The 22835-nt window shown below is 57.5% G+C and carries 22 protein-coding genes; 5 read left to right on the top strand and 17 right to left on the bottom strand.

What is annotated here, in order from left to right:
- Nucleotides 1-30 precede the first annotated feature (30 nt).
- From ACR0LF_RS11930 to ACR0LF_RS11905, 6 genes are all read right to left on the bottom strand, one after another.
- Nucleotides 31-1626 carry an adenylate/guanylate cyclase domain-containing protein gene (locus ACR0LF_RS11930; RefSeq protein ID WP_480579655.1) on the bottom strand — a complete coding sequence of 532 codons (1596 nt, stop codon included), beginning with the start codon at nt 1624-1626 and terminating at the stop codon, nt 31-33.
- A 395-nt stretch (nt 1627-2021) separates the two neighbouring features.
- Nucleotides 2022-3392 carry a sensor histidine kinase gene (locus ACR0LF_RS11925; RefSeq protein ID WP_480856346.1) on the bottom strand — a complete coding sequence of 457 codons (1371 nt, stop codon included), beginning with the start codon at nt 3390-3392 and terminating at the stop codon, nt 2022-2024.
- 171 nt (nt 3393-3563) lie between these two features.
- On the bottom strand, nt 3564-3947 hold the full coding sequence (locus tag ACR0LF_RS11920) for a response regulator (RefSeq protein ID WP_480579659.1): 384 nt from the start codon (nt 3945-3947) through the stop codon (nt 3564-3566).
- A 16-nt stretch (nt 3948-3963) separates the two neighbouring features.
- The gene (locus ACR0LF_RS11915; RefSeq protein WP_480579661.1) at nt 3964-6027 is read right to left on the bottom strand and encodes an ATP-binding protein; all 2064 of its coding nucleotides are present in this window, start codon (nt 6025-6027) and stop codon (nt 3964-3966) included.
- A gap of 84 nt (nt 6028-6111) precedes the next feature.
- The gene (locus ACR0LF_RS11910) at nt 6112-6411 is read right to left on the bottom strand and encodes an Hpt domain-containing protein (protein ID WP_480579663.1); all 300 of its coding nucleotides are present in this window, start codon (nt 6409-6411) and stop codon (nt 6112-6114) included.
- Nucleotides 6412-6465: 54 nt separating this feature from the next.
- The gene (locus tag ACR0LF_RS11905; RefSeq protein ID WP_480579665.1) at nt 6466-7425 is read right to left on the bottom strand and encodes a response regulator; all 960 of its coding nucleotides are present in this window, start codon (nt 7423-7425) and stop codon (nt 6466-6468) included.
- Between the two features lie 378 nt (nt 7426-7803).
- On the opposite strand from ACR0LF_RS11905, the gene ACR0LF_RS11900 reads away from it, so the two are divergent.
- Nucleotides 7804-7977: a hypothetical protein gene (locus tag ACR0LF_RS11900; RefSeq protein ID WP_480579667.1), complete on the top strand. Its 174-nt coding sequence runs from the start codon at nt 7804-7806 to the stop codon at nt 7975-7977.
- Between the two features lie 29 nt (nt 7978-8006).
- Here ACR0LF_RS11900 and ACR0LF_RS11895 read toward each other — a convergent pair whose 3' ends face one another.
- The 5 genes from ACR0LF_RS11895 to ACR0LF_RS11875 are packed head-to-tail and all read right to left on the bottom strand — an operon-like array spanning nt 8007 to nt 12213.
- Nucleotides 8007-8549: a DUF3833 family protein gene (locus tag ACR0LF_RS11895; protein ID WP_480579669.1), complete on the bottom strand. Its 543-nt coding sequence runs from the start codon at nt 8547-8549 to the stop codon at nt 8007-8009.
- The gene (locus ACR0LF_RS11890; protein ID WP_480579671.1) at nt 8546-9163 is read right to left on the bottom strand and encodes a DUF3833 domain-containing protein; all 618 of its coding nucleotides are present in this window, start codon (nt 9161-9163) and stop codon (nt 8546-8548) included. The genes ACR0LF_RS11895 and ACR0LF_RS11890 overlap by 4 nt, the downstream gene beginning before the upstream one ends.
- Nucleotides 9160-10383, bottom strand: a complete 1224-nt coding sequence (locus ACR0LF_RS11885) for an MFS transporter (RefSeq protein WP_480579672.1) — start codon at nt 10381-10383, stop codon at nt 9160-9162. Before ACR0LF_RS11885 ends, ACR0LF_RS11890 begins: the two co-directional genes overlap by 4 nt.
- On the bottom strand, nt 10383-10928 hold the full coding sequence (locus ACR0LF_RS11880; protein WP_480579674.1) for a hypothetical protein: 546 nt from the start codon (nt 10926-10928) through the stop codon (nt 10383-10385). The genes ACR0LF_RS11885 and ACR0LF_RS11880 overlap by 1 nt, the downstream gene beginning before the upstream one ends.
- Nucleotides 10882-12213 carry an NAD(P)/FAD-dependent oxidoreductase gene (locus ACR0LF_RS11875; protein WP_480579675.1) on the bottom strand — a complete coding sequence of 444 codons (1332 nt, stop codon included), beginning with the start codon at nt 12211-12213 and terminating at the stop codon, nt 10882-10884. Before ACR0LF_RS11875 ends, ACR0LF_RS11880 begins: the two co-directional genes overlap by 47 nt.
- Nucleotides 12214-12406: 193 nt before the next feature.
- On the opposite strand from ACR0LF_RS11875, the gene ACR0LF_RS11870 reads away from it, so the two are divergent.
- Entirely contained in the window at nt 12407-13132 is a 726-nt protein-coding gene (locus tag ACR0LF_RS11870; RefSeq protein ID WP_480579677.1) for an SDR family NAD(P)-dependent oxidoreductase, read from the top strand.
- Nucleotides 13133-13135: 3 nt separating this feature from the next.
- Here the strand turns inward: ACR0LF_RS11870 and ACR0LF_RS11865 are convergent, their stop codons facing one another.
- On the bottom strand, nt 13136-14788 hold the full coding sequence (locus tag ACR0LF_RS11865; protein ID WP_480579679.1) for a DUF6504 family protein: 1653 nt from the start codon (nt 14786-14788) through the stop codon (nt 13136-13138).
- A gap of 66 nt (nt 14789-14854) precedes the next feature.
- On the bottom strand, nt 14855-15142 hold the full coding sequence (locus ACR0LF_RS11860) for an I78 family peptidase inhibitor (protein WP_480579681.1): 288 nt from the start codon (nt 15140-15142) through the stop codon (nt 14855-14857).
- Between the two features lie 130 nt (nt 15143-15272).
- Between ACR0LF_RS11860 and ACR0LF_RS11855 the strand changes: the two genes are divergently transcribed.
- On the top strand, nt 15273-16385 hold the full coding sequence (locus ACR0LF_RS11855; protein WP_480579683.1) for an S-(hydroxymethyl)glutathione dehydrogenase/class III alcohol dehydrogenase: 1113 nt from the start codon (nt 15273-15275) through the stop codon (nt 16383-16385).
- A gap of 52 nt (nt 16386-16437) precedes the next feature.
- On the opposite strand, the gene ACR0LF_RS11850 is transcribed toward ACR0LF_RS11855, so the two are convergent.
- The 3 genes from ACR0LF_RS11850 to ACR0LF_RS11840 form a co-directional block, all read right to left on the bottom strand.
- A complete protein-coding gene (locus ACR0LF_RS11850; protein WP_480579685.1) occupies nt 16438-17376 on the bottom strand; it encodes a DMT family transporter in 939 nt (312 codons plus the stop codon).
- Nucleotides 17377-17520: 144 nt separating this feature from the next.
- Nucleotides 17521-17934, bottom strand: a complete 414-nt coding sequence (locus tag ACR0LF_RS11845; protein WP_480579687.1) for a group III truncated hemoglobin — start codon at nt 17932-17934, stop codon at nt 17521-17523.
- A gap of 48 nt (nt 17935-17982) precedes the next feature.
- Complete coding sequence (locus ACR0LF_RS11840; RefSeq protein WP_480579689.1) at nt 17983-20901, bottom strand: error-prone DNA polymerase; 2919 nt, start codon at nt 20899-20901, stop codon at nt 17983-17985.
- Between the two features lie 110 nt (nt 20902-21011).
- Here ACR0LF_RS11840 and ACR0LF_RS11835 point away from each other — a divergent pair, with 110 nt between their 5' ends.
- Nucleotides 21012-21476 carry a DUF1203 domain-containing protein gene (locus ACR0LF_RS11835; protein ID WP_480579691.1) on the top strand — a complete coding sequence of 155 codons (465 nt, stop codon included), beginning with the start codon at nt 21012-21014 and terminating at the stop codon, nt 21474-21476.
- Here the strand turns inward: ACR0LF_RS11835 and ACR0LF_RS11830 are convergent.
- Entirely contained in the window at nt 21473-22465 is a 993-nt protein-coding gene (locus ACR0LF_RS11830; protein WP_480579952.1) for an ABC transporter ATP-binding protein, read from the bottom strand. The two genes, ACR0LF_RS11835 and ACR0LF_RS11830, sit on opposite strands and share 4 nt — an antisense overlap.
- An 87-nt stretch (nt 22466-22552) precedes the next feature.
- Between ACR0LF_RS11830 and ACR0LF_RS11825 the strand changes: the two genes are divergently transcribed.
- The gene (locus tag ACR0LF_RS11825; protein WP_480579693.1) at nt 22553-22732 is read left to right on the top strand and encodes a zinc-finger domain-containing protein; all 180 of its coding nucleotides are present in this window, start codon (nt 22553-22555) and stop codon (nt 22730-22732) included.
- The last annotated feature ends 103 nt before the right edge of the window (nt 22733-22835 follow it).

The raw sequence follows: 22835 nt of genomic DNA, 5'->3' as shown, positions 1-22835 counted from the left end.
TTCTTGGAAACGCCCTATCTAGCTCGTTCTTTATCGATTTATTAGTTCGAACGTCGCTATACTTGAGCCAATCCCCTTAAGATCAAATGGACCCGCCGGGACCATATCGCTGTCCACCTGCCATGCAGTGGCGTGAGAGATAAGAGTCTGGCCATCTTTGGCGATTTCACAAAGTCTTGAGGCGAGATTGGGTGCCGGACCGATGGCAGAGTAGTCCAGGCGGCTTTCAAACCCAATCTGGCCCATCGTGGCAGCGCCAGTTGCGATCCCAATCCCGAGGCCAAGATTTCGATCGTCTGCCCCGGCTTTGAACGGGGTCAAAGCGCCCCGTACTTTTCGTTGCATGTCCTGAGCCAAGTCTACAGCGCTTTGCGCCGCATTATCCATAGGAACCGGAGCTCCAAACAGAACCATCAACCCATCGCCCAGAAAACGTTCCACTGTTCCTCCATGTTCCTCGACAAGTGGCCCGCAGGTGCCATGAAATGTGTTGAGCATCTTGATTACCTGATCGGGAGTTGCGGCAGTCGCGAATGCCGTAAACCCGCGCAGATCGGCGAAAAGAACCGTAATCTCCGCTCGGCGTGTTCGAAGCACGTCTTCTTCATCCGAAGCGCCAACAATCATTGTCGCAACCTGAGCAGGCAGGAAACGCTTCAGACGGTTGGTGCGCTCGATCTCTTCGACCTGTTCAGCTACACGCGTTTCCAGTACAGCGTTCCATTCGGTCAGTTGCGCTTTTTGTGCCTCGACCTGCTCGTAGAGATTTCCGAGTTTTTCACTTGTCTGATTAATATGGTGCGCCAGTTCGCCAAGCTCATCGCGATTTGGCACATTAACCCTTTCATCAAACCCCCCTTTGGACAGTTTCCCAAGGGCCATGCGAATGCGTTGAATTGGCCATAGAAGAGAGGAAGAAATCGAATATCCAAGTAAAAGCGCGACCCCAACTGCAATGAGTGCCGCTGCCACGATGTTTTGACGCGAGGTCAGATAGGCCTGTGTCGTCGTACGTGCCCGGTTCCGCATCTCGTTCTCGATACGTTGCGCGGCGGTGTAAACATCACGCTGCATCGCCTGAAGACGCTCAAAGCCGTTTTCGATGCCGTACACAGCGGCGGTCCGCAACTCACCTTCGCGGTCCAAACGTCTCATTTCCAGTGTGACGGGTATGATTGGCGCCAGGTCTGTGCGCAGCTGTGCAATGAAACCTTGGTCAGGCATGCCTGGTTGTCCAAAACGGCGGGCACCGACGCCCAGATCGCGTTCCAGCGCCGATGCGATGTTGTAGGCGCTGGCAGCAGCGGTCACGAAAAGACCTCCATCGCCATCCGCGTTTATGGTCTTTGGCGGCAAAAATGTTGCCAAAAGGTAAGCCTGCAAGTTGGAAATGGTTGCGTAGGTGTCGGTCAAAAAAGCAATACGCTCCTGATCGCGGATCATGGCTTCGGTTCTGATGTTGGCGTGATGCAGAGAATAGAGGCCAAAAAGCGCCAATCCGACGAGCAGACAGGTAATGCCCAAAAACGCGACAAGCAGCTTGACCCGAACCGAAAGAGCGATTCTGGCGACGCTGCGCGCAACGAAGTTTGGCCGGGTGGAGTCATTGCTACGGTCTCGTTCCATACACTATGTCTAGCATTATTATGCATCGTTGCGTTTGATCTGGTGTTATTGTGCGGCAACTGGTCGAAAACGCCAATGTCCGGTGTGGGCTGTGACCAACTGAGAGCCACCTTAGCAGCCAGTTTGAACCGCAACGGCGGCTCTGGGTTCTTATCTCCAGCCTGTGCTCACCGCAAAGAATAGCAGCAGTGAGCCCAAAATGCATAATGCTGCCGCTTCTCTGAATGTCAGCACAGCTTAAATCAATGGGTCCTGAGCCTAGCGTCTGTGCGCTATGTGATAATATTGTTTTATATCAATAAATTAAGCGGTGTACAAAGAACACATAGCATCCATGTGTGCCGATTTATTCGCGTGGATCAAGGTTCGAGGCTTTTGCCCCAGACAAAGTCACTTCAAGCACTTAGAACGGTGCGCTCCAGTTCGATGAAAAACGTGGTTCCTGGACCGTCGTTTTTTCGGTAACTGATGCGGCCGCCATGCGCTTTCATGATTTGACGGGAAATGTTCATACCCAAGCCGGTGCCTCCGATTTTCCGGGTGTCTGAGGAATCGATCTGTGTGAAACGGTCAAACACCTTTTCATGGTCATCTTCGGAAAGTCCGATCCCTTCGTCCCGGAACAGAATCTTTATCTGTGAATCTTCAACAACCATTGAAATCAGAACTTCGCTGTTGGCCGAAGAGAACTTTATGGCGTTGGAGAGTATGTTAGCACAAACTTGTTGAAGCCTTAGTTTGTCGCCACGCACAACAATCTCTTGATCGGGCAAATCAAGCCTGATGGACACCGCATGGTCAGACGCGAAAATGCCAATGTCCGTGACAGCATCAGAAACGACCTGACGTATATCCAGAAGCTCATGTGTGAATTTCATGCGACCGGATTCAACACTTTGAAGATCCAGAATCTCATCAACAAGTTTCAGAAGCCTTGTGCAGTTTCGCTGAGCGACTTTCAGAACGTCTGATACCTTATCCGGTAACTCACCCAACTTACCTGACTGGGCGAGGTCGACCGATCCCCGCAAAGACGTCAGTGGTGTCCTGAGTTCATGGCTCATTGTTGAGATGAATTCCGATTTCGCCTTATACGCGATTTTCGATTTCTCATGTTCTTCCTGAAGCAAGTCGTACTGAGCGACGCGCTCTCGATAGATTCTGAAATAGCCTAGTGAGCTGTCGACAATAAAGGTCAGCACGAAGAGGCTTGTGAACAGATGTGCCCAGAGCTCGGATTCAATGGGCGCATCGGTGATCACGATATCCCTGATTGGTATGAACAGGAATGCGGCTCCGAAACACAAAAGGCGCATTACCAGAACGGGCAGGACGTAATGGCTGTGCATTGCGGCGAAAAGGGCTGCCGCAAAAAGAAAGAATGAAGCCATGAAATGGGTTGTCGGCCCTTGGATCAAGGCAATGCCAACAGAATAGGCGATGATCAGAGATGTGCTGAAAAATGTGCTCAGAAACAACAAGGGCAGGAAGCGCCTGGCTGCGTCGTGATTTGTGTCTTCGCAGGCGGTTACTTTTCTAAAAAGCCAATGATCATAAAGCTCTGATGCGACAAGCAGCACCAAAAGGATTCCGGCAAATTTGCCGTCATAATAATAGGCCGCAAGTGCAAGTGCAGCTGCAAATATGAGCAAACGCTGCGCGGTCAGATCCAGTCCGACCTGGCAGTAGTCTTTCATTTGCCGCATAATAGGCGACATTTCAAAACCTGTTGCTCCACCCGTTGGAAATTCAGGCGGACTGCTCAAGTCCAAACCCCCTTCACCTTCAATTGACTGCTCTTTCTAGGTGCTAACCTTCTTTGGAATACTCTTTATGGTAGAGAAACCCTGCTTGGAAACAACAAAAAACAGAGCTCTGTGCTATGGTCGGCAATTTAAATGTGAGAAACTTTGGCACCTTTACCAGGCACGTGAATGTCAAACCTCATTCTCAATCAATGATTTCAGTTGTTCGGGTAGGGCAAAAGGGTCGAAAGGCTTGGTCACATAAGCCGCAGCACTTTCGCTGAGTGGTGAATCCTGAAGGGCGGCTTCTGCTTTTGCCGTCATGAAAACAACCGGCGTATTCCGAAACTCGGGGCGCTTGCGCAGCTCAACCAGAAGTTCAGGCCCGTCCATGTCAGGCATCATTACATCCAGCAGGAACAGATCAGGTTGAAGACCTGCCAGATTGTTCAGCGCTTCTTTGGCAGAACTGAATTGGGTGACTTCAAACTCACCGACAAGTTCCAGCGACATTCGGGTGATCGTCAGAATGTCTTCGTCGTCGTCTACATGCACCACTTTTTTCAAGAGAGCCATTGCAATCGCCTTTCACTCAATCAGGTTGGGTGCCAACGTGGGCAGTTTGAGGTGTCTCGGAGCGTTCACATTCCGTATCTCCGGAAGCAGGCGCATCCTTCGCAAAGGTTACCCGGAAAACTGTGCCTTTCCCGTAAGAGCTGGAAACCGAAATCTGTCCGCCATGGAGCTGGACGAGATTTTTTGTAATCGCGAGGCCAAGTCCCGTTCCTATCTGTCCTTTCTGATTTGCGCTGACCTGGATGAACCGATCAAAGATCAGGTTCAGCTGATCGTCCGGAATACCGCGCCCGCTGTCTTCGACCGAGACCTGCACCGAGTTTTCATTCTGAATGACAGACACCCTGACAAAACCTTTGTCGGTGAATTTAATGCTGTTGTTGATCAGGTTTACGAAAATCTGCCTCAGGCGCAGCGGGTCTCCCTCAATCGAGGTCGGCTCTGCCTGAACCTCCAGTCTGAGCCCTTTTTCCTCAGCTGCGGGGCCAAGCTCTTCTCCCAGTTCGGTCAGGATTGTGTCGAGTTGCACGGTTTCCATATTCAATTCAACATTGCCCGAGCCGAGCTTGGCCCAATCCAGCACTGAGTTGATCAGAGCAAGCAGATGTTTGCCGGACGCTTCCGACTTTGTCGCCTGATGGACGACCACGTTCGTGAATTCGTTCAGCAACCGTTCCAGCTTGGTATCCGTACCGATCGCTGCGCGCAAAGCCTGGTATTGTGGGAACAATTCAACCTTACGAAGAAAGGCGATATATCCCAAAATGACGGTCAGAGGGGCCCGCAACTCGTGGTTCATGTTGTTGATGAACTCGGTTTTTGTACCCACCGCCTCTTCGGCCGTTTGCAGCGCCTTCTTCAGTTCCGTGACGTCGGTTCGAATTCCAACCGTACTGCCGTTGCTGGTTTGAGATTCCGAAACCTTGAGCCAGCTTCCATCCGCCAGTTCGATTTCGGATTGGGCATTGGGATTGGCATGAAGCTCAAGACGTTTTGCTATCCATTCCTCCTCACGCCCTATTGCATCGGGGTACTGGCCCTGCCTGACCTCATCGCGGAGGATGGTTTCGAAGGTCGTTCCGGGCACAATAAGGTTGCTGGAGGCTTTGAAAAAATCACGGTATTTCTGGTTGCACAGCACCAATTGATCCTGCCGGTCAAAAATGACGAACCCGTCATGGATCGACTCGATGGCATCCATCAGCTGTCGTCTGGCTTCGGCCCGTTCCATGATCAGCCGCCGCGCATAGTTGACGCCATACAGGGCAATCATGACCAGCACGGCAGTTGTGAGCATCAGAACCGGACGGTGTGCCGTATCAGGATGCCAACCAGCCGCCGGCGTTTTGGCCAGTTCCAGCCTGACATCACCCAGCTCGAATTCAGCCAAAACCGGTGCGTCCAACCAAACGGTCTCCGCCCCGAACACAACTTGCGGACCCAAGTCTTGGTCCTTGATCCGCGCCGATGAGGCAAACACGCCTGGTTCGGCCTCCATACCGGCCTCGGTCAGAAGCCGGTTGAAATCGAGCACAATGTTACCGACCACATTGTCCGCCCCGGGTTGGGCATTGCGCAACAAAAGGCCCCGCCCGCCCTGAAGCAGTGTCATCGGGCCGACGATCACGGTCTCCTGACTGTCCAGCGCGCGCTGCACAGAAGCCATATGCTGGGGGTTGTCCCGGTAATCGTATCCAAGAAGCTGGCGGTTAGGCTCGACAGGATGAACGTCCGTGATGATGAAGTTCTGCGAGCGCGCTATGTTGATGATGCCTGGATTGTTGCCCCGAAGCATCTGGGCCAATGTCTGAAATCCCGCCTGAGTCTCGGACAGCTGCGCCACGGCAAGGCTGCGTGCCATGTGGCTGTAGCTTTCAATAAGCCGTTCCAATCGAAACGTGGTCAAATTGAGCGATCTCTGAACGGCGGCGCGCTCTGCTTCCAGTTTTTGCCCGACAATCGCACGGTCCATAAGCATGACGCTCAGACAGCCAAGCAGGATGATCGCAGCGTAAATCAGCGATACGGTGCGCTTGTGCCTTCGCCTTCGTTGTCTCAGCGTTTCTTGTCGTCTGCTCAAACCGGCTTCCCAACACTTACTAGCAATCTTCAATCTTTCACGTGTGCGACACGCCCGAAACGGTGTGTTTCAAAGGCGCTTTGCCTAATTTTCAATGTCTCTCATGCAAGCCATCAGCTCTTGAACTTTTGGCTCGACTCCAGCCCAGGCCACCTGCTTCTGCTTGAGCTTGATGTCTATGTCCTCGGCCAGATCACCGATTGCGGTGAGCCCGATGGAGCCGGCCAGACCTGCAATCTTGTGGCATTCCCGCCGGATCTGCGCCAATGCGCCGGGGTTTTCAGAATCTGCCTTCAGGTCTTCAGTCGCGTTTGAGAGTGTTATCAGCCGCTCCTGGAACGATGAGATAAATTTGGCGCGCAATTGCCTGAGGACCTCGTTCATTTGTCCGGCACCTGATGTATTTTCAGAACTAACGCCCATCACATGTCACCAAGCTCAACTGCGCCTCAAATTTACTATTGAGTTTTCGTCAGAATACCCGCCCAGCACGGCTGTGGATTCATTTACATTCTGCAATGCGGTGTCGAGTATTTCAGTCGCCGACGACAGGTTAACAATGCCTCTGGTGCTGGGGGACCCAATCTTCATCAGAACGGGCATCTGGTCCAGTTTGGAGTACCAGTCATTCATGGTTTGCAGCTTCATTTCGATCTGATCGGCGATGTTCTCAGCAGAGATTTCAGGAATACGTTTGACCAAAGCGACAAAAAAACCTGAACCAACGTAGGAAACAATTGCATCATTGGTCACCAAAGCCTCTGCGATCACTTCGGCGACGTCAGACATTGTGTCCTGAAATTCCGAGTTGTCGAGGGTCTGAAACAGTTGCCGCGCATTCATGACCTGAAACGCGATGGCGACGTGGCTGAACAACGTCATGTTGCCAAGCTTCAGAACGTAGTTCTGCAAAGCCAGGTAATCCATGCAGGACTGATCTGTCTGCAGCCTGAACGGCTCTTCGAAGCTCAGCGTCTCAGTCGGTTTGTTTTGCGCCAATACGGCTTTGCGGGCGGCGCGTTCTCGCGCCATGCCCGATGCCATGGTCATACGTCCTTGCAACTCTCGCCGGTCGAGCGGCTTGGTCAGATAATCGGTCGCACCAGCAGCAAAGGCTTTGTCCACGCTTTCTACTTCGGACCGCGCAGTGACCATAACAATCGGCAGGTCAGTTGTGCTGGGCTCGGTGCGCAGCAGGCGACACAGCTCAATGCCATTCATTCCCGGCATATCAATATCCAACAGGATGCAGTCGAATTGGTCCGAACTATCTCTGACCAGCGCAATTGCGGCTGCTCCTGAGTTTACTGCCTGAACCTCACCAAATCCGCACGCAGCAAGTTCGGCGGCAATCAGTTCGCAAAAAATAGGTTCGTCATCAACAACCAAAATCTTCATAGGGCCCACATACCAAAAGGTGATTAGGAGAAGCAATATTCCCGCTATGATAGAAATCTTATCTGGTGGTCCGGTCAAGTGAATTGTCTGTGCAAGGGGATCAATTCCACTTGAATATTGCTGAAGTGAGGGCGCGCCGTTTTTAAACGATCCACTCTAAATCACAGGTGGCCGATATCGTGTAGCCAGTTCCTTGCGAGAGTTGCGAGCGCCTCTTGTCAACGAGTGGTTGAAAATCTGACTTTGCCCATAAAAAATTGTCTTTTTCAGGCAAAACCGATAGGTTTTCGGAAAGGGTGTAAAACACCGGGGGCAGTAACAGAGCAGATGCCACAGGCAAAAACACGTGTTTTGCGAACAAGGGTGCCTTCACGCCTCATGGGGAAGCGGGATGGTCTGTTTTTTCTGTGGGGCCAGATTGAGCGCGCGCGCCTGAAAGCGGAGGGCGGCGATCAGCCCGAGACGTCAGCTTTGGATGGCGCGAGCGCGCGCAAGTCGGGCGAGGCCAAGGGATCAGCACCGATACCTGTGGATGAGTTTATCTTCTTCTGACGGGCGCTTAGAAGTTGGACCTCTAGGGTCTATTTCTTTTCGAAAAACAGGATCACTTCACCAAGTCGTACACCATAGCGTGAGACATAGGCGCGGTTCAGCAATCGGTCGTCATCCAGCAGCCACATCCAGTCGTCAAACTTGACGCGCATCGTGCCTTCCTTGATCGGCAGGTCGATCCTGTATTTCCAGTTGAACGTATCGCCGCGTTCGATCCCGCTGGCGGTGCCCAGAACGCCCGGGGCGGTGCCGGTCCATGTGTCTTCACCGGTCTTGGTCAATGTCCAGATGCGTTGCTCGGTCGCACCATCATCATAGAGGAAGTCCTCGACAAGTGTCAGAGTTTCTCCGTCCCATGTCCCATCGATATCGACCGTGAATCTGCGGGGGATGTTTCCCAGTACATCCTGAAACTGACCGTAGGCTACTGTTTTACCTTCGAAAAATTCTTCAAGGTTCAACTGACGGTCGGACAGGAAAGTCTTGGGCACCTTTGGTTTGCTGGAACACGCCGCCAGTAGCGCGAGGCTTGCGATGGCAAAGAAGGTGATCAGGGACCGAACGGAAATCATTGCAACGGTTTCCCTTCCGATGTGGCGTCGTACCCGTTTGCGCCGTTTACGTGAATGGGCCTTGTCCTCGGGTTTGGGCGCATCGTGGCGACAAGTTCAGCGACCTTGATGCCGAATTTGCGCATCTCGGACCGGTTCATGATCACGCCATGTTCGGTGAGATACATCCAGTCGGTGACATCCAAAGTGTGCCCCCCGGCGTCTTCAGGCAGGATGATCCGATAGGTCAGTTTGACGGTTGATCCTGACATGATCCCCTGACCCTCACCGACGATATCATCCGCAGTTGCCGTGAACGTATTGCCGGTTCCCAGCGTCAGATACCACTTGCGCCTCATCTGTTTGCCGTTGGAATAGGTGAAGTCTTCGGACAGCGTGCCAGAGTTGCCGTTCCATTCGCCGACCATGCGCGCAACAAAGCTGTTCGACATCTTGCCATTGGGGCCATAGATCAGGCCCTCGGACATGATTTCCCCATTCAAGTGCTCTTTCAGCGAAAAGGCAGGTCCGGTTCCGGTGTAATCGGACGGAGATTGCGCGCGAAAGCTCAGCAATCGGGCGCGGATGAAAACTGCGATCAGAAAGACCAGCAGGATGATGGCGATGGCGTTCATTTGCTTGTGACCTCGGTGGGCAGGGTCAAGACCATTCCAAATGCGCCGAGCTTCAGGATGCAGGGCAGCACCGCATAGGCCAGATTGAGTGTATCCAGCGCTTGTGCGGAATTGGTTTGACCAGGGGTGAAACCGCTGCGTTCCAACAGCGGAAGAGTGAAAAAGGCAGCCAGGGCGAGGCCCAACTTGCCTGCGAAGGACCAGATTCCAAACGCAGCAGACGCGTTCAGCCCGGCCCGGGTCAGGACGACGGAAAACATGGCCGGCAACACGACCATATCAGCGCCCAAAGCCGCGCCCGAAGCGAAGCAGATGACAGCAAACCCGGCAAGGTTTCCTGCACTCAATGTGGCAGCGCCGATGAAGCCCGCGATCGAGAGGGGCATGGCAATCATCAGAGTCTGTTTCGGGCCAATCCTGTTGCTGAGCTTTGCCCAGAGCGGCACGCTTGTACCTGCGCTCAGGAAGAAAAGGATCAACAAAGGACCCGCTTTGCCCGGCAATTGCAGTCGGTCTTCCACAAAGAACAGAAACAGGGTTGAGGTGATGGCCACAGGCAGGCTGTTGACCAAGGCCAAAGCCAGAAGGCGCAAGCCTCCGGACTGGCCGAGGCCGGAAAAAGACAAACCCGTGCCAGTAATCGGTGTGCGTCGCCAGATCGGGACGGTCAGCACCAGGGTCAGAACGGATAGTAGCCCCAAGAAAACCCCAAACGCGGGATAGCCTTGGGCCTGCGCTCCGAAGGCCACCAAAAGGGCCGGGGCGCTGGCCGCGATAACGACTCCGGTCAGTTGCCCACCCTCACGATAGGCGGCCAGTGTCATCAGCTCATTCGGGTCGGTGCGTTTCGCCAAAGTTGCGCTGCGGCCATACAAAAGGATGGTCCCGAGGCTGTAGGCCGAGAACAACAGGATCAAAACACCGGCCAGCGTCGGAATACTGGCGCCCTGCGGTAAGCTGAAGAGCACAGGAAACCCAATGACAAGACCCAGTGCGGCCATGGCTGCAAAAGCAAGCTGGCCGCTGGGCCATTTGTCAATCGCCCAGCCGATCAGCGGATCCTGCACAAGATCCACCAGCCGGATCACCAGCAGCACAGTACCAATAACCCCAAGGCCGATGCCCAGATTCACCGCCGCAAAGCGCGGCAAGTGGATATACAGCGGAATACCCGCCGCAGCGAGCATCAGCGCATAGAGGCTGACCCGGGGATAGAGCATCACCGACCCTGTAGTTTTTGAGTAAAAGACGCGGACCGCGTATTGTCCCCCAGAAATACGGACATGAAACTGCGTTTGATGCCCGGATAGGACATGGTGCAGGTCTTTCGCCCGTTCAGCCAGAAACTGACCTTGTCGGGGCCGTCAGAAACCGCCAGATAACTGTCGCCTTTGGTGACGGCTTTGAAGCATACGTCCAACTGGTTGCGAACGGGCGCTGGGCGCCCGATGCGATCCATCTCATCAAGGGTCGAGTTCACTAGCGCCTTCTTCTTGATGTTTTTGCGGTAGGTCAGTTGCAGGCCGATATCTTCGTTCCAGTTGAATGGCGCGCCTTTGGGCGTATAGAGTTTGGCGTCATAGATCGGCAGGCCCAGATACCGGAAAGTTGCCGCTCCGCGCAGCTGCGCGTCGTTCAGCTCTTCGGTCACCGGCGAAGCCGCCAGCCCCGTGGGGGCCAGCAAAGACAGTGTCATCAACGCCGCGCGCCAGATCTTGTTACTCGGCCGCAACCGGGATGGCCGGGTCTTTTCCAAGAATGCCATTGTCAGCTCCGATGGTTTGAGGGGCACCATTGATCTGCGCGACGACATGCATCGCGCTGGCTATCCCGTCTTCGTGAAAACCGTGCCGGTTATACGCACCGGCAAACCAGGTTCGGTTCTGTCCTTGCATCTCACGGATTTGTCCTTGTGCTTTCAGGGCAGCTTTGTCGAAGACCGGATGGGCAAACTCGACCTGATCATAGATTTTGTCCGCGGGAATTTCTGAGGAGGCGTTCAGCGTCACAAACAATGGGTCGTTGTCCGGAATGTTCTGAAGCCTGTTCATCCAATAGGTCACCCCCACATCTCCGGCTTGCGAGCGATACGTCCAACTGGACCAGCACGCGCGCCGCTTTGGCATCTGGCGTGGGTCACAGTGCAGAATGGCCGTGTTCGGCTGATAACGGATTGCCCCCAGTGCGGCGGTTTCCGCAGAGGTTGCACCTTCACCCAGAATGGCTAGGGATTGATCCGAGTGGGTGGCCAAAATGATTTCGTCAAATTGATCTACCATACCTTCGCTGTGAATGGTCACGCCCATCTCGTCCCGGGCTACGTTCTGTACGGGGCTGGCCAATCGGATTTCAGCACCGCGTGCGCGCAGGGCGGCGTCGATCCGGCGGACATACTCGATGCTGCCGCCTTTGACCGTATACCACTGATGCTGATTTGCGCGGCCACTGGCCAACAGGGCATGGTTGCGGAAAAACTGCACCAGAGACCGAGCCGGAAACTGATCTACAAACTCGACCGGAGTGGACCAGATCGCGCCGCACATCGGCATCAGATAGTTGTGCCGGAACCAGTGACCCAGACGTAGCTGGTCTACCAGCTCACCAATCGTTGTGTCGTCGTCCTTGGCCGCTTCGGGCGCTTCTTTGCCAAAGCGCAGGATGTCGGCAATCATCTTGTAATACGCGGGGCGCGCCAGATTGCGTTTCTGTGCGGTCAGCGTGCGCAGGTTGTTCAGCCCGTACTCGATACGGCCATTGTCGATGGTCGCGCCAAAGCTCATCTCGCTTTTGATGACGGGTACATTCAGTTCATCGAACAGCTTTGTTAGATAGGGGTAGGTCGCATAATTGAATACAATGAAACCGGTATCGACCGGCTGATCGCCGTTCTTTCCAGCCATCACCGTGCGGGCGTGACCACCAAGTCGTGGCTCCGCTTCGTATACCGTCACGTCGTTGTTTTCAGAAAGATAGTAAGCGGCGGAAAGACCCGAAATGCCTGCACCTACAATCGCGATTTTTTTCCGTACACCCCGGGTTTCGTCGAACATTCCAGCCTCGTTATGTGACATTTTACAAAGGGATACGCAGGGTAGGCACAGGTGGATCAATCGGATTAGATATTTTTAACAGATGCACTATCTTGTGACTTCGGGTTACGGATTTCGTGAATTGCCGTACCGATTTGATCCGACGCGGATGCGGGGCCGTATTATTGTGAGAAACAAGAGAAACGACCCACATATGAGCAGCTTTGACGGAAAGACCATCTGGATCATCGGCGCAAGCGAAGGTTTGGGCCGCGCTTTGGCCGAAGTTCTCAGCCGTAAGGGGGCTCGTCTGATCCTGTCCGCGCGCAATGCTGAACGCTTGTCCGAGGTCTGTTCGAACCTTCCGAATGCCCGGGCGATTCCATGTGATGTGACCAATTTAGACTCTGTTCGCAACGCCGTGGCCGAGGCGGGATCGATAGACGGGCTGGTGTATAACGCGGGCGCTTATGATCCCATGCGCGCGGCTGAGTGGGATACCGAAGCGTCGATCTGCATGAGTGATGTGAATTATCTGGGCGCGTTGCGGGTACTGGGTGAAACCGTTCCGGGTTTCGTTCAGGCGGGTCAGGGAGATGTAACGTTGATCGGGTCGCTCGCCGGGTATCACGGGTTACCAGCGGCCATAGGGTACGGAGCCAGCAAGGCCGCGTTGATTTCGCTGGCCGAGACGATGCGGCATGATCTGGCGGGCACCGGCGTTACGGTGCGGATCGTCAATCCGGGCTTCATCAAGACCCGATTGACCGAGAAGAACAGCTTCAAAATGCCAATGCTGATGAGCCCCGAAGATGCAGCGGATCGCGTGGTCAAGGCGATGTCACGCCGTCGGTTCCGTACGGATTTCCCCGCACCGTTTTCCTGGGTGATCCGGCTGATCGACTATCTTCCGGATTGGCTGGTGTATCGCGGAAAATAGACTCTAACAAAACTGTCCATGACAGAACCAGCCTGCCGACATGGTGCCGCCATGACCGTAGAACAGCCACAGCCGTTCCCCTTGTTCGGTCACCACCACCCAGTAATCGCGCACGCCGCTGCGCCAGTTGGGGTCGTCCAGCCACCATTCCGGCGCGATCCGCTCCGGGCCGGTGGCCTGCGCCAGTTGCCAATTGCGCCCGCGCCAGCGAAAGGCGCTGGGCATGTCGGGGGTTTCCGGGGCCATCACCGGTTCGGGTTGCCACATCTGCAACGGGCGGGGGCGCGGCGGGGCAGGCCAGTCGCGCGCAGGCTCCGACCATGCCGCCGCCAATGTCTGCGCCGTTTTCTCGGGAATATGCGACGCTGCCGGATGTCGCCGCGTGATTGCCTCCAGCCCGATCCGCGCGCCCAGTTTGCCGATCAGATCGTCTACCGCCCTATTGCCCTTCAGCCTGTCCTGCACGGCGCGGCGCGCCTCGGCGTGGCCGGTCATGGTGCGGGCGTGGATGGGTTCGGTCTGCACCGCCTCAAGCCGCAGCATGTCGATGCCATATCCTGCATCGATCTTATCGATTTTCATCTCTAACAAAGGGCGAATGCGGTGTTTGTCATAGGTCGGACGAGCAAGACCGACCTCGATGATCTCGGCCGCCTGATCGGCGCGATGGGCTTCCAGACGCAGGGTGCGGACCCCGCGCCCTTTCCCTTCCAGCTTGGTGCAGAGCGTCGGCAGCACCCGATCAACAGCGGCCATCACATCCTCGACCAGACCGATCGGATTGGGCAGGGTCATCTTCACCGCAAAATGATGTGGTGGACGGGCGGGCGAGACCGGCTCGGGCGCGCTGCCCATGGCCTGATCCAGCCGCAGGACCAGCCCGCGCCCGAAACGCCGCGCCAAACTTGCGCGCGGCTGGCCCAGCAGATCGCCGATCCGGCGCAGGCCCAGACGGTTCAGCTGCGCCACGACCTGATCTTCCAGCCGCAGCGCGGCGATGGGCAGGGGGCTGAGCGCGCCATAAGACTGCCCCGGTGCCGCAATGCGCGCGCCACCGCCCAGAGCCATCACCTGCGGCGCGGCCCCGCCCTTGGTCCAGTGCCGCCGCTTGGTGGCGCGGGCACGGGTGGCGCGCGCCTCTTGGCTGATGGCGTCGCCGTTGCGATCCGAAGTAGCCTCTTGCCCGGCATAGCGCGCCAAAGCCCAGGCCGCGCCCAGCGTGTCGGCGATGCCCATCTGCACACTCAGCCCCATATCGGCACAGTCGGTTTCCAGCACGTTCAGCAACGCTTCTTCGCCACCAAACAGATGCGCGCAGCCCGACAGGTCAACGATCAGCCCGTCCGGAGCCTCTTCGGCCACCCATGGGCTGAACTTGCCTGCCCAGCGGCGCAACGCGGTCAGGAACGCAGCCTCGGCCGGGGCGTTGCGGGGGCGGGTGATCAGGCTGGCGCACATGGCATGGGCGTCGCGCACCGGCTGACCGACGCGCAGACCGGCGGCCTGAGCCTCAGTGTTCAGAGAGGTGACGACCTGCATGTTCGCCTGCTCGGCCACCACGGCCAAAGGCCCATCCTGCAGCCCCCGCGCAGCGCGGACCAGCCGTTCAGCCCCCAGACGGGGGAACCACAGGGAAAGTATTCGGCGTTTGGGCATTGGCAGACATCAAGATGTTCTCATTTTGTTCTTAAATGAGAATCATGTCCTGAGTCGAGTCCGCCCTTACCCGCAGGTCAGGCGCTGAATGACGCCGGCACCGTTCACATAAACATTCAACCGATCAATGCGGTAATCCTGTGTGGCAATGTCGTCGGGGCCCAAGACGCGCGACCGCTCGGGCAGGTTCGCCTGAATGGTTGATACCGGCTGGCCAACGGAATCCGCAAAGGGCTCGCCTTTACAAAACGCCAGATCGACGGGCGCGTCTTCGGCCACAAGCGCGGCGTCCTCGGGCACAGTGGTTTCGGTACAGGCAACCACAAGGATCAGGATCGGTAAAAATCGGTGCATTGGCGCTCTTCACAATGTCGATGTCGTTTCTGCAATATCAATTATTTAGCCATCCTGCCATGAAAGCGTGGTTGAAAACACCCTGTATTTGACGCAGGGTCGGGTCAAATAAGACAGGGAGAAGTGCACCATGCGTACCCGTGCCGCCGTCGCCGTTCAGGCGGGCAAACCTTTGGAAGTAATGGAAGTGAACCTCGAAGGCCCAAAAGCGGGCGAGGTTCTGGTCGAAATCAAGGCCACCGGCATCTGCCACACTGATGAATTTACCCTGTCGGGTGCCGATCCCGAAGGCCTGTTCCCTGCCATTCTGGGCCACGAAGGTGCTGGTGTGGTGGTTGAGGTCGGGCCGGGCGTGACCAGTCTGAAGCCGGGCGATCACGTGATCCCGCTTTACACTCCGGAATGCCGCGAATGTGAGTACTGTCTGCACCCCAAAACCAACCTGTGTCAGGCGATCCGTTCCACTCAAGGCCAGGGTCTGATGCCCGATGGCACATCGCGCTTCTCGACGTTGGATGGTGACCCGATCCTGCACTACATGGGCTGCTCGACCTTCTCGAACCACACGGTTCTGCCCGAGATTGCGCTGGCCAAAGTGCGTGAAGACGCGCCGTTCGACAAGATCTGCTACATCGGTTGCGGTGTAACCACCGGTATTGGCGCGGTAATCAACACCGCCAAGGTGGAAATCGGCAGCCGTGCCATCGTCTTTGGTCTGGGCGGTATCGGTCTGAACGTGATCCAGGGCCTGCGTCTGGCCGGGGCCGATCAGATCGTCGGCGTTGACCTGAACCCTGCCAAGGTTGAAATGGCCACCAAGTTCGGCATGACCGATTTCGTCAACCCGTCCGAAGTCGAAGGCGACCTGGTACCCTATCTGGTCGATCTGACCAAAGGCGGCGGCGACTATACCTTTGATGCCACCGGCAATGTCGGCGTGATGCGCGCGGCGCTGGAATCGGCGCATAAAGGCTGGGGTGAATCGATCATCATCGGCGTGGCACCTGCTGGAGCTGAAATCTCGACCCGTCCGTTCCAACTGGTCACCGGCCGTTCGTGGCGCGGCACCGCCTTCGGTGGTGCGCGGGGCCGGACCGATGTGCCCAAGATCGTCGACTGGTACATGGAAGGCAAGATCGAGATCGACCCGATGATCACCCACACCATGGGTCTGGACGACATCAACCACGGCTTCGACCTGATGCACAAAGGCGAAAGTATCCGGTCTGTCGTAGTCTACTAAGGCTCTAGCCCAGGCAAATTTAAGAACGGCGCACTGATTGGTGCGCCGTTTTTCATTCTCCGGGGCGGGTTGCCCCCGTATCCGATCGTGGTGAGCGTACCCGCAGAACCGGGGTGTTGACCGACGACGTGTTCGCCCGGCTTTCACGCCAGACCACGAACACACCCGAAGCGATGATGATGCTGGCGCCGACCGCGACCCAACCGTCTGGCCGTTCGCCAAAGAAGATCATACCAAACAAAGTCGCCCAGATGATCTGGCTGTACTGGCTGGGGGCCACGACCCCCGCGGGCGCGGCGCGGTAGGCCAGAATGATCAGATGTTGGGCAATGACCGAGAACACGCCGACCAGCGCCATCATTGCCAGATGCAGCAGTGAGGGCGGCAGGTAGACGGCGGGTTGGGCAAGGCTCATGACCAATATCGCCAGCAGCATCGGATAGAGGATCAGCACGGCCGAACGTTCCTCATTCCCGATCTTGCGCACCAGCACGGATGCAAAGGCGCTGCAAAATGCTGCCGTTAATGCCGCGAGGTGGCCAAGTGTGATGTCTGTCGCGCCGGGGCGCAGGACGATCAGCACTCCGATCAAGCCGACGCCAACGGCGGCCCAGCGTTGAGCGCGCACGACTTCTCCCAGAATGGGGATCGACAGGACGGTAACGATCAGGGGGAAAGAAAACAGCAGTGAATAGACCTCGGTCAGCGGCAGCACCGAGAAAGCGTAGAAGGCGCAGACCATGGCCGTCACCATCAAGGCCGAGCGCAGCAGCACCAGCCAAGGGTGGTGTGGCAGGAAGTTCCCGGTGGTCCGGTCGGTCAGGATCGTGACCGCCATCGGCACAAAAGAAAACAACGTGGCGAAAAAGATGATCTGCATCACAGAATAGGTGCCACCCAGCACCTTGATCAGCGCGTCATGGCTGGCAAAGACCGCGAATCCCAGAAACGCGAAACCAAGTCCACGAAGGGTGGTGTTTTGAGTGCTCATCGATATGGCCTCGGGTGATTTTGGTGTGGTGGCACTGTGCCGTCGCAGCGCAAAGGGGCTGTCTTGCCCCTGAGTAATCCCATTTTGACCGGCCGCATAGCCCCTATTTTATCGCTAACATCGCAATGCCGCTATGACCCGGGATCAACGCAGGATCGGTGGGGCGTCCTTGGGTTGGCGCGCCGATTGCACACCGGCTTTCATCCCCACGCCAATGCGGCGCGCCAGCGCGACCCACGGGGTGGCGGTTTCCGGGGGCAGGGTTTGGGTAGCGACCTCTTCGAACAGGTCCAGCCAATGGGCGAAGAATTCAGGCTTTATGTCAGGTCTTTCGATATGGACCCGTTGCGGATTACCGTCATAGCTGCGCTCGAACAGGATTGCGTTCCGCCAGAATGCGGCGATCTTGTCCTCATGTGCGGGCCAGTCGGCGACATGGTTGGCAAAGACCGGACCCAGCACCGCGTCTTCGCGTACGCGGGCGTAAAAGGCGCGGACCTGCGCGTTGATCTGCTCGGGCGTTGCCGGAAAGCGCGGCGGCAGGGTGGGTCTGGTCATGAAGGCACCGAATTCGACTCTGTTTTGGGCCAATATCCCGTCCAGCCGTCAGGCAACAGGCGTGGTTTTGTCGCGCTGCTCGGGCGTCAGCAGGTGCCGCAGCAAGGCCACCGGATGCGCCCGCAGGCTGAGGCGGGTGGCGACGTAATCCTCGACCACCTGCTCGCCCAGCGTCATTTGCGGCAGATAGGCTTCGGGTTCCTCCAGCGCCTCGCCTTCCAAATCCTGCGAAAACAGAGGCAGCGGCTTGGCAGTGGCAATCGCCTTGGCCTGCCACAACGCCTCGCGCCGGGTCAGGTCGCAGGCGGCGAAGGCATCGGCCTCGGCCAGCCGTTCGATCACCGAAGGGCCAAGCCCCGCGCGGCGCCAGACATCGTCAACTTGATGGTAGCCATTGCCCCGCGCAGCGGTGAGCCAACTGGCGTCTTCCTCGCTGAGCCCCTTGATCTGACGGAAGCCCAGCCGCAGGGCCAGCCCGCCCTGGCCATCCGGCTCCATCACATTGTCCCAGAAGCTGGCATTGATGCAGACCGGGCGCACCTGCACCCCATGCTCGCGCGCGTCGCGCACGATCTGGGCGGGCGCATAGAACCCCATCGGCTGAGAATTCAGCAGCGCGCAGGCGAAGATGCCGGGGTGGTGGCATTTGATCCAGGCCGAGGCATAGACCAGCAGCGCAAAGCTGGCCGCGTGGCTTTCCGGGAAGCCATAGGAGCCGAAGCCTTCGATCTGAGAAAAGCAACGCTCGGCAAAGTCATCTTCATATCCGTTGCGCTTCATGCCGCGCAGGAACAGCGCGCGGAATTCGCTGACATTGCCATGTTTCTTGAAGGTTGCCAGAGACCGCCGCAGCCGGTCCGCCTGTTCCGGAGTAAACCCTGCGCCGACAATGGCGATCTGCATGGCCTGTTCCTGAAACAGCGGCACACCCAGCGTTTTGCCCAGAACCTCGCCCAGTTCGTCCGAGGGAAAGCTGACCTCCTCCTCACCATTCCGGCGGCGGATGTAAGGGTGGACCATATCGCCCTGAATCGGGCCGGGGCGGATGATGGCGACCTCGATCACCAGGTCATAGAAATTGCGCGGCCGCATCCGCGGCAGAAAGTTCATCTGTGCACGTGATTCCACCTGAAACACCCCAATAGAGTCTGCTTTACACAGCATGTCATAGACCGTCGGATCCTCGGGCGGCAGGGTGGCGAGGGTGTAGCTGGTCTGGTGGTGTTGTCCAATCAGGTCGAACGCCTTGCGGATGCAGGTCAGCATGCCAAGGCTGAGGACATCGACCTTGAGAATGCCAAGCGAGTCGATGTCATCCTTGTCCCAGCAAATGACCGTGCGGTCCTCCATCGTGGCGTTTTCGATTGGAACCAGTTCGTCCAGCCGCCCCTCGGTGATGATGAAACCGCCGACATGTTGCGAGAGGTGACGGGGGAAGCCGTCGATCTCATACACCAAGGTTAGAGTCTGTTTCAGGCGACGATCTTCGGGGTCGAGGCCAATCTCGCGCATCCGCTGCGCTTCCAGCCCTTTGGCTGAGAAAAAACCCCAGAGCTGGGATGATAAGGCCGAGATCGTGTCCTCGGTCAGGCCCATGGCGCGGCCGACCTCACGGATGGCGCGTTTGCCGCGATAATGCACGACCGTGGCGCAGAGGCCCGCCCGTTCGCGGCCATAGCGGTCATAGATGTGCTGGATCACCTCTTCGCGCCGTTCATGTTCGAAATCGACGTCGATATCGGGTGGTTCGTCACGGGCTGCCGAGACGAAGCGTTCGAAGACCATGGTGCCCATCTCGGGGCTGACCTCGGTGATGCCGAGGCAGAAACAGACCACCGAATTGGCCGCCGAACCGCGTCCCTGGCAGAGGATGCCGCGGGATCTGGCGAATTTGACGATGTCGCGGACGGTCAGGAAATAGGGTTCGTATTTCAGCGTGCCGATCAGGGTAAGCTCATGCGCCAGCATCTTCTTGGCCTTTTCCGACGCGCCCGCCGGATAGCGCCATTTCAGCCCCTCATGCGCCAGACGGTGCAGGCGTTCGGTCGGGGTTTCCTGCTCGCTGCCCTCGCTAGGGTATTCATAGCGCAGTTCATCGAGCGAGAAGGTGAGTTGTTCGCTGAGCTCATGGGCACGGGCAACGGCCCCTTCATGGCCTTTGAAGATGCGCAGCATTTCGGCCTCGGACCGCAGGCGCCGTTCGCCGTTGGCCAGCGCATTGCGGCCCAGCTCATCGACTTTGCGGCGCAGGCGGATGGCGGTTAGCACGTCCGCCAATTTGCGGCGGCCCCCGTGATGCATCATCGGCGTAGCGCTGGCGAGGGTGGGGAGGCCGAGTTGCTTTGATTTAGTCTCTAATTCGTCGAAGTATGCGCTATCCGCGCCATCATACCGGGGATGCATCAGCAGATGCATCCGCCCGGCAAAGCGGCGCGCCAGCTGTTGAGCCTGTGTCCGCCATGCGCTCGCGCCGCCCGGAGATTGGGCCGCCTGTGGCCAGAGCAGCAGATGGAGACCGTCGGAGAATTCAAGTAGGTCCGACAGGTGCAGGATACAGTTACCTTTCTCGGTACGCAGGCGGCCCGCTGACAGGATGCGGCACAGGTTACCCCAGCCCTGCCGGTTCAGGGGCAGGGCGGTGACGGTGGGCGCGTCGGTGAAGATCAGCCGCGCCGCCGGGATCAGGCGGGGTACCGCGTGGATCGGGTACGAGGGCGGTTTGGGGATGTGATCGGGGTAGGGTGGGCCGATGGAGGTGTTCTGCGCCTCCCACTCCAACCGCTCACGCACCTTGCGGGCGATCTCGCGCGCTTGGGTGTGGGCGCGAACGATCCCGGCGACCGAATTGTCATCGGCGATGGCAATGGCGGGCAGGCCCAGGGTGACTGCACGCTCCATATACTCCTCGGGGTGAGAGGCCCCGGTGAGGAAAGTGAAGTTCGACGTGATCGACAGTTCGGCATACATGGCGATTCCATATTATATTCACGTTTTGTTCTTTTTCGAGTCCTTTGCGCAGGAAACGGGTCGATTGGGTTCGGTCAGCTGGGCATGGTCGGAGAAAAAGGAGACCTGACATGTTCAAGATAACCGCATTGTCCACCGAAGACGTCCGTGCCCTTCAGGCCGGTCAACCAGACGCTTACGGTGCCGTACCAGAGCGTGCCGTTTCAAAGGGCGCAGGCAATCCCTGCCGCCATTGCCTGCGCAGCATCCCCGAAGGCGAAGAGATGCTGATATTGGCGCACAGACCCTTTTTAGAGCCACATCCTTATGCCGAAACAGGTCCTATCTTTCTGTGTGCTGCGCCCTGTGACCGATACGAGGGCGACGAGATGCCCGAAGTGCTGACCAGTTCGCCCGACTATCTGATCAAGGGGTATGGCATGGATGACCGGATCGTCTACGGCACCGGAGCGATCACACCCACGGATCAGATCGGCGCAAAGGTCGGCGAAATCTTTGCTCGCCCGGATGTGGCCTATATCCACGTCCGGTCTGCGCGGAACAACTGCTATCAGGCGCGGATCGACCGGGTCTAAAGCTTGACCCGGTGCATTCCCCGGCGCGGCTGATCCTGATCGTCCGCCGGAGCGTCGTCCGCGCGGGAGGAGGTGAGGGCCAGGAACACATCCTCAAGATCGGCTTCCTCGGTGCGCACGTCGCGGATGCGGATATTGGCGGTGCGCACCGATTCCAGAACCTGCTCGGCGCTGGTTTGGGTGCTGCGGTATTGCAGCACGAGGCTGCCATCGTCGCGCAGGGCGGTCTCGACACCCTCGGTCTCAGGCAAACCGACGATCGGGCCGTCGGGCACGATCACCATGGTGCGGCTGTCCATGCGGCCCAACAGATTGGCGGTGCTGTCCTGTGCGATCTTTTCACCATGGTTGATAATGGCGATCTCGTCGCACATCTCCTGCGCTTCTTCCAGGTAGTGGGTCGTCAGGATGATCGTCATACCCTGTTCGTTCAGCTTGCGCACATTGGTCCAGAGCATCTGGCGCAGTTCGATATCCACACCTGCAGTGGGCTCGTCCAACACCAGAATCTTGGGATGGTGCACCAGCGCCTTGGCCAGCAGCAACCGCCGCCGCATGCCGCCGGACAGGGTGCGGGCATAGGCTTCGGCCTTGTCGCTGAGACCGACCAGTTCCAGGATGTCGTCGCTGCGACGCTGCGCTTTGGGCACGCCATAAAGGCCCGCCTGCACCTCCAGCGCGCCGCGCGGAGTGAAGAACGGATCGAGGTTCAACTCCTGCGGCATCACGCCGATGGCGGCGCGGGACTGGCGCAGGTGCTGATCCTGATCGTAGCCCCAAATCGACACGCGGCCCGAGGTTTTCACCACCAACCCGGCAAGGATGTTGATCAGGGTCGATTTTCCGGCCCCGTTCGGACCCAGCAGCCCAAAGACCGACCCGCGCGGGACAGTCAGGTCAATGCCCTTCAGGGCGTGTTTCTCGGGCTGGCCCTTGCCGCCACGATAGGTCTTGCGCAGCCCTTCGATCCTGATTGCCGCATCGCTCATGTGGCTCTTGCCCCCGGTTTGCTCATCGCTCATAAACGCACCTAATGCATGCCCGCGAGGCCGACAACCGAAGAAGGATCGCCAGCCGTGACCATCGAAGCGCCGGAAACCAGAACCGTCGAAACCGCCCGTATCGCCTGTGACGGGGGCGAAGGTGCTTTGGGCCATCCGCGCGTATGGTTGCAGATCCCCGAGGATACCGGCTGGGTCGAATGCCCCTATTGCGACTGCAAGTATGTGCTTGCGGGGCGCGAAGCCGAGGCCTGATTGCGAGTACCATCCTTTGGGGTTTGAGTATTTTTGAAAAGATGAAGTTTGTAGCCCTGGAGCGGGTGGTTCTGCAGCTCTGCCCGTGGCATTAGTGTTTTCG

The sequence above is a fragment of the Ruegeria sp. E8 genome (genome assembly GCF_056533985.1).
Note: the sequence above shows the minus strand (reverse complement) of the source record. Positions and strands in the feature narration are given on the sequence as shown.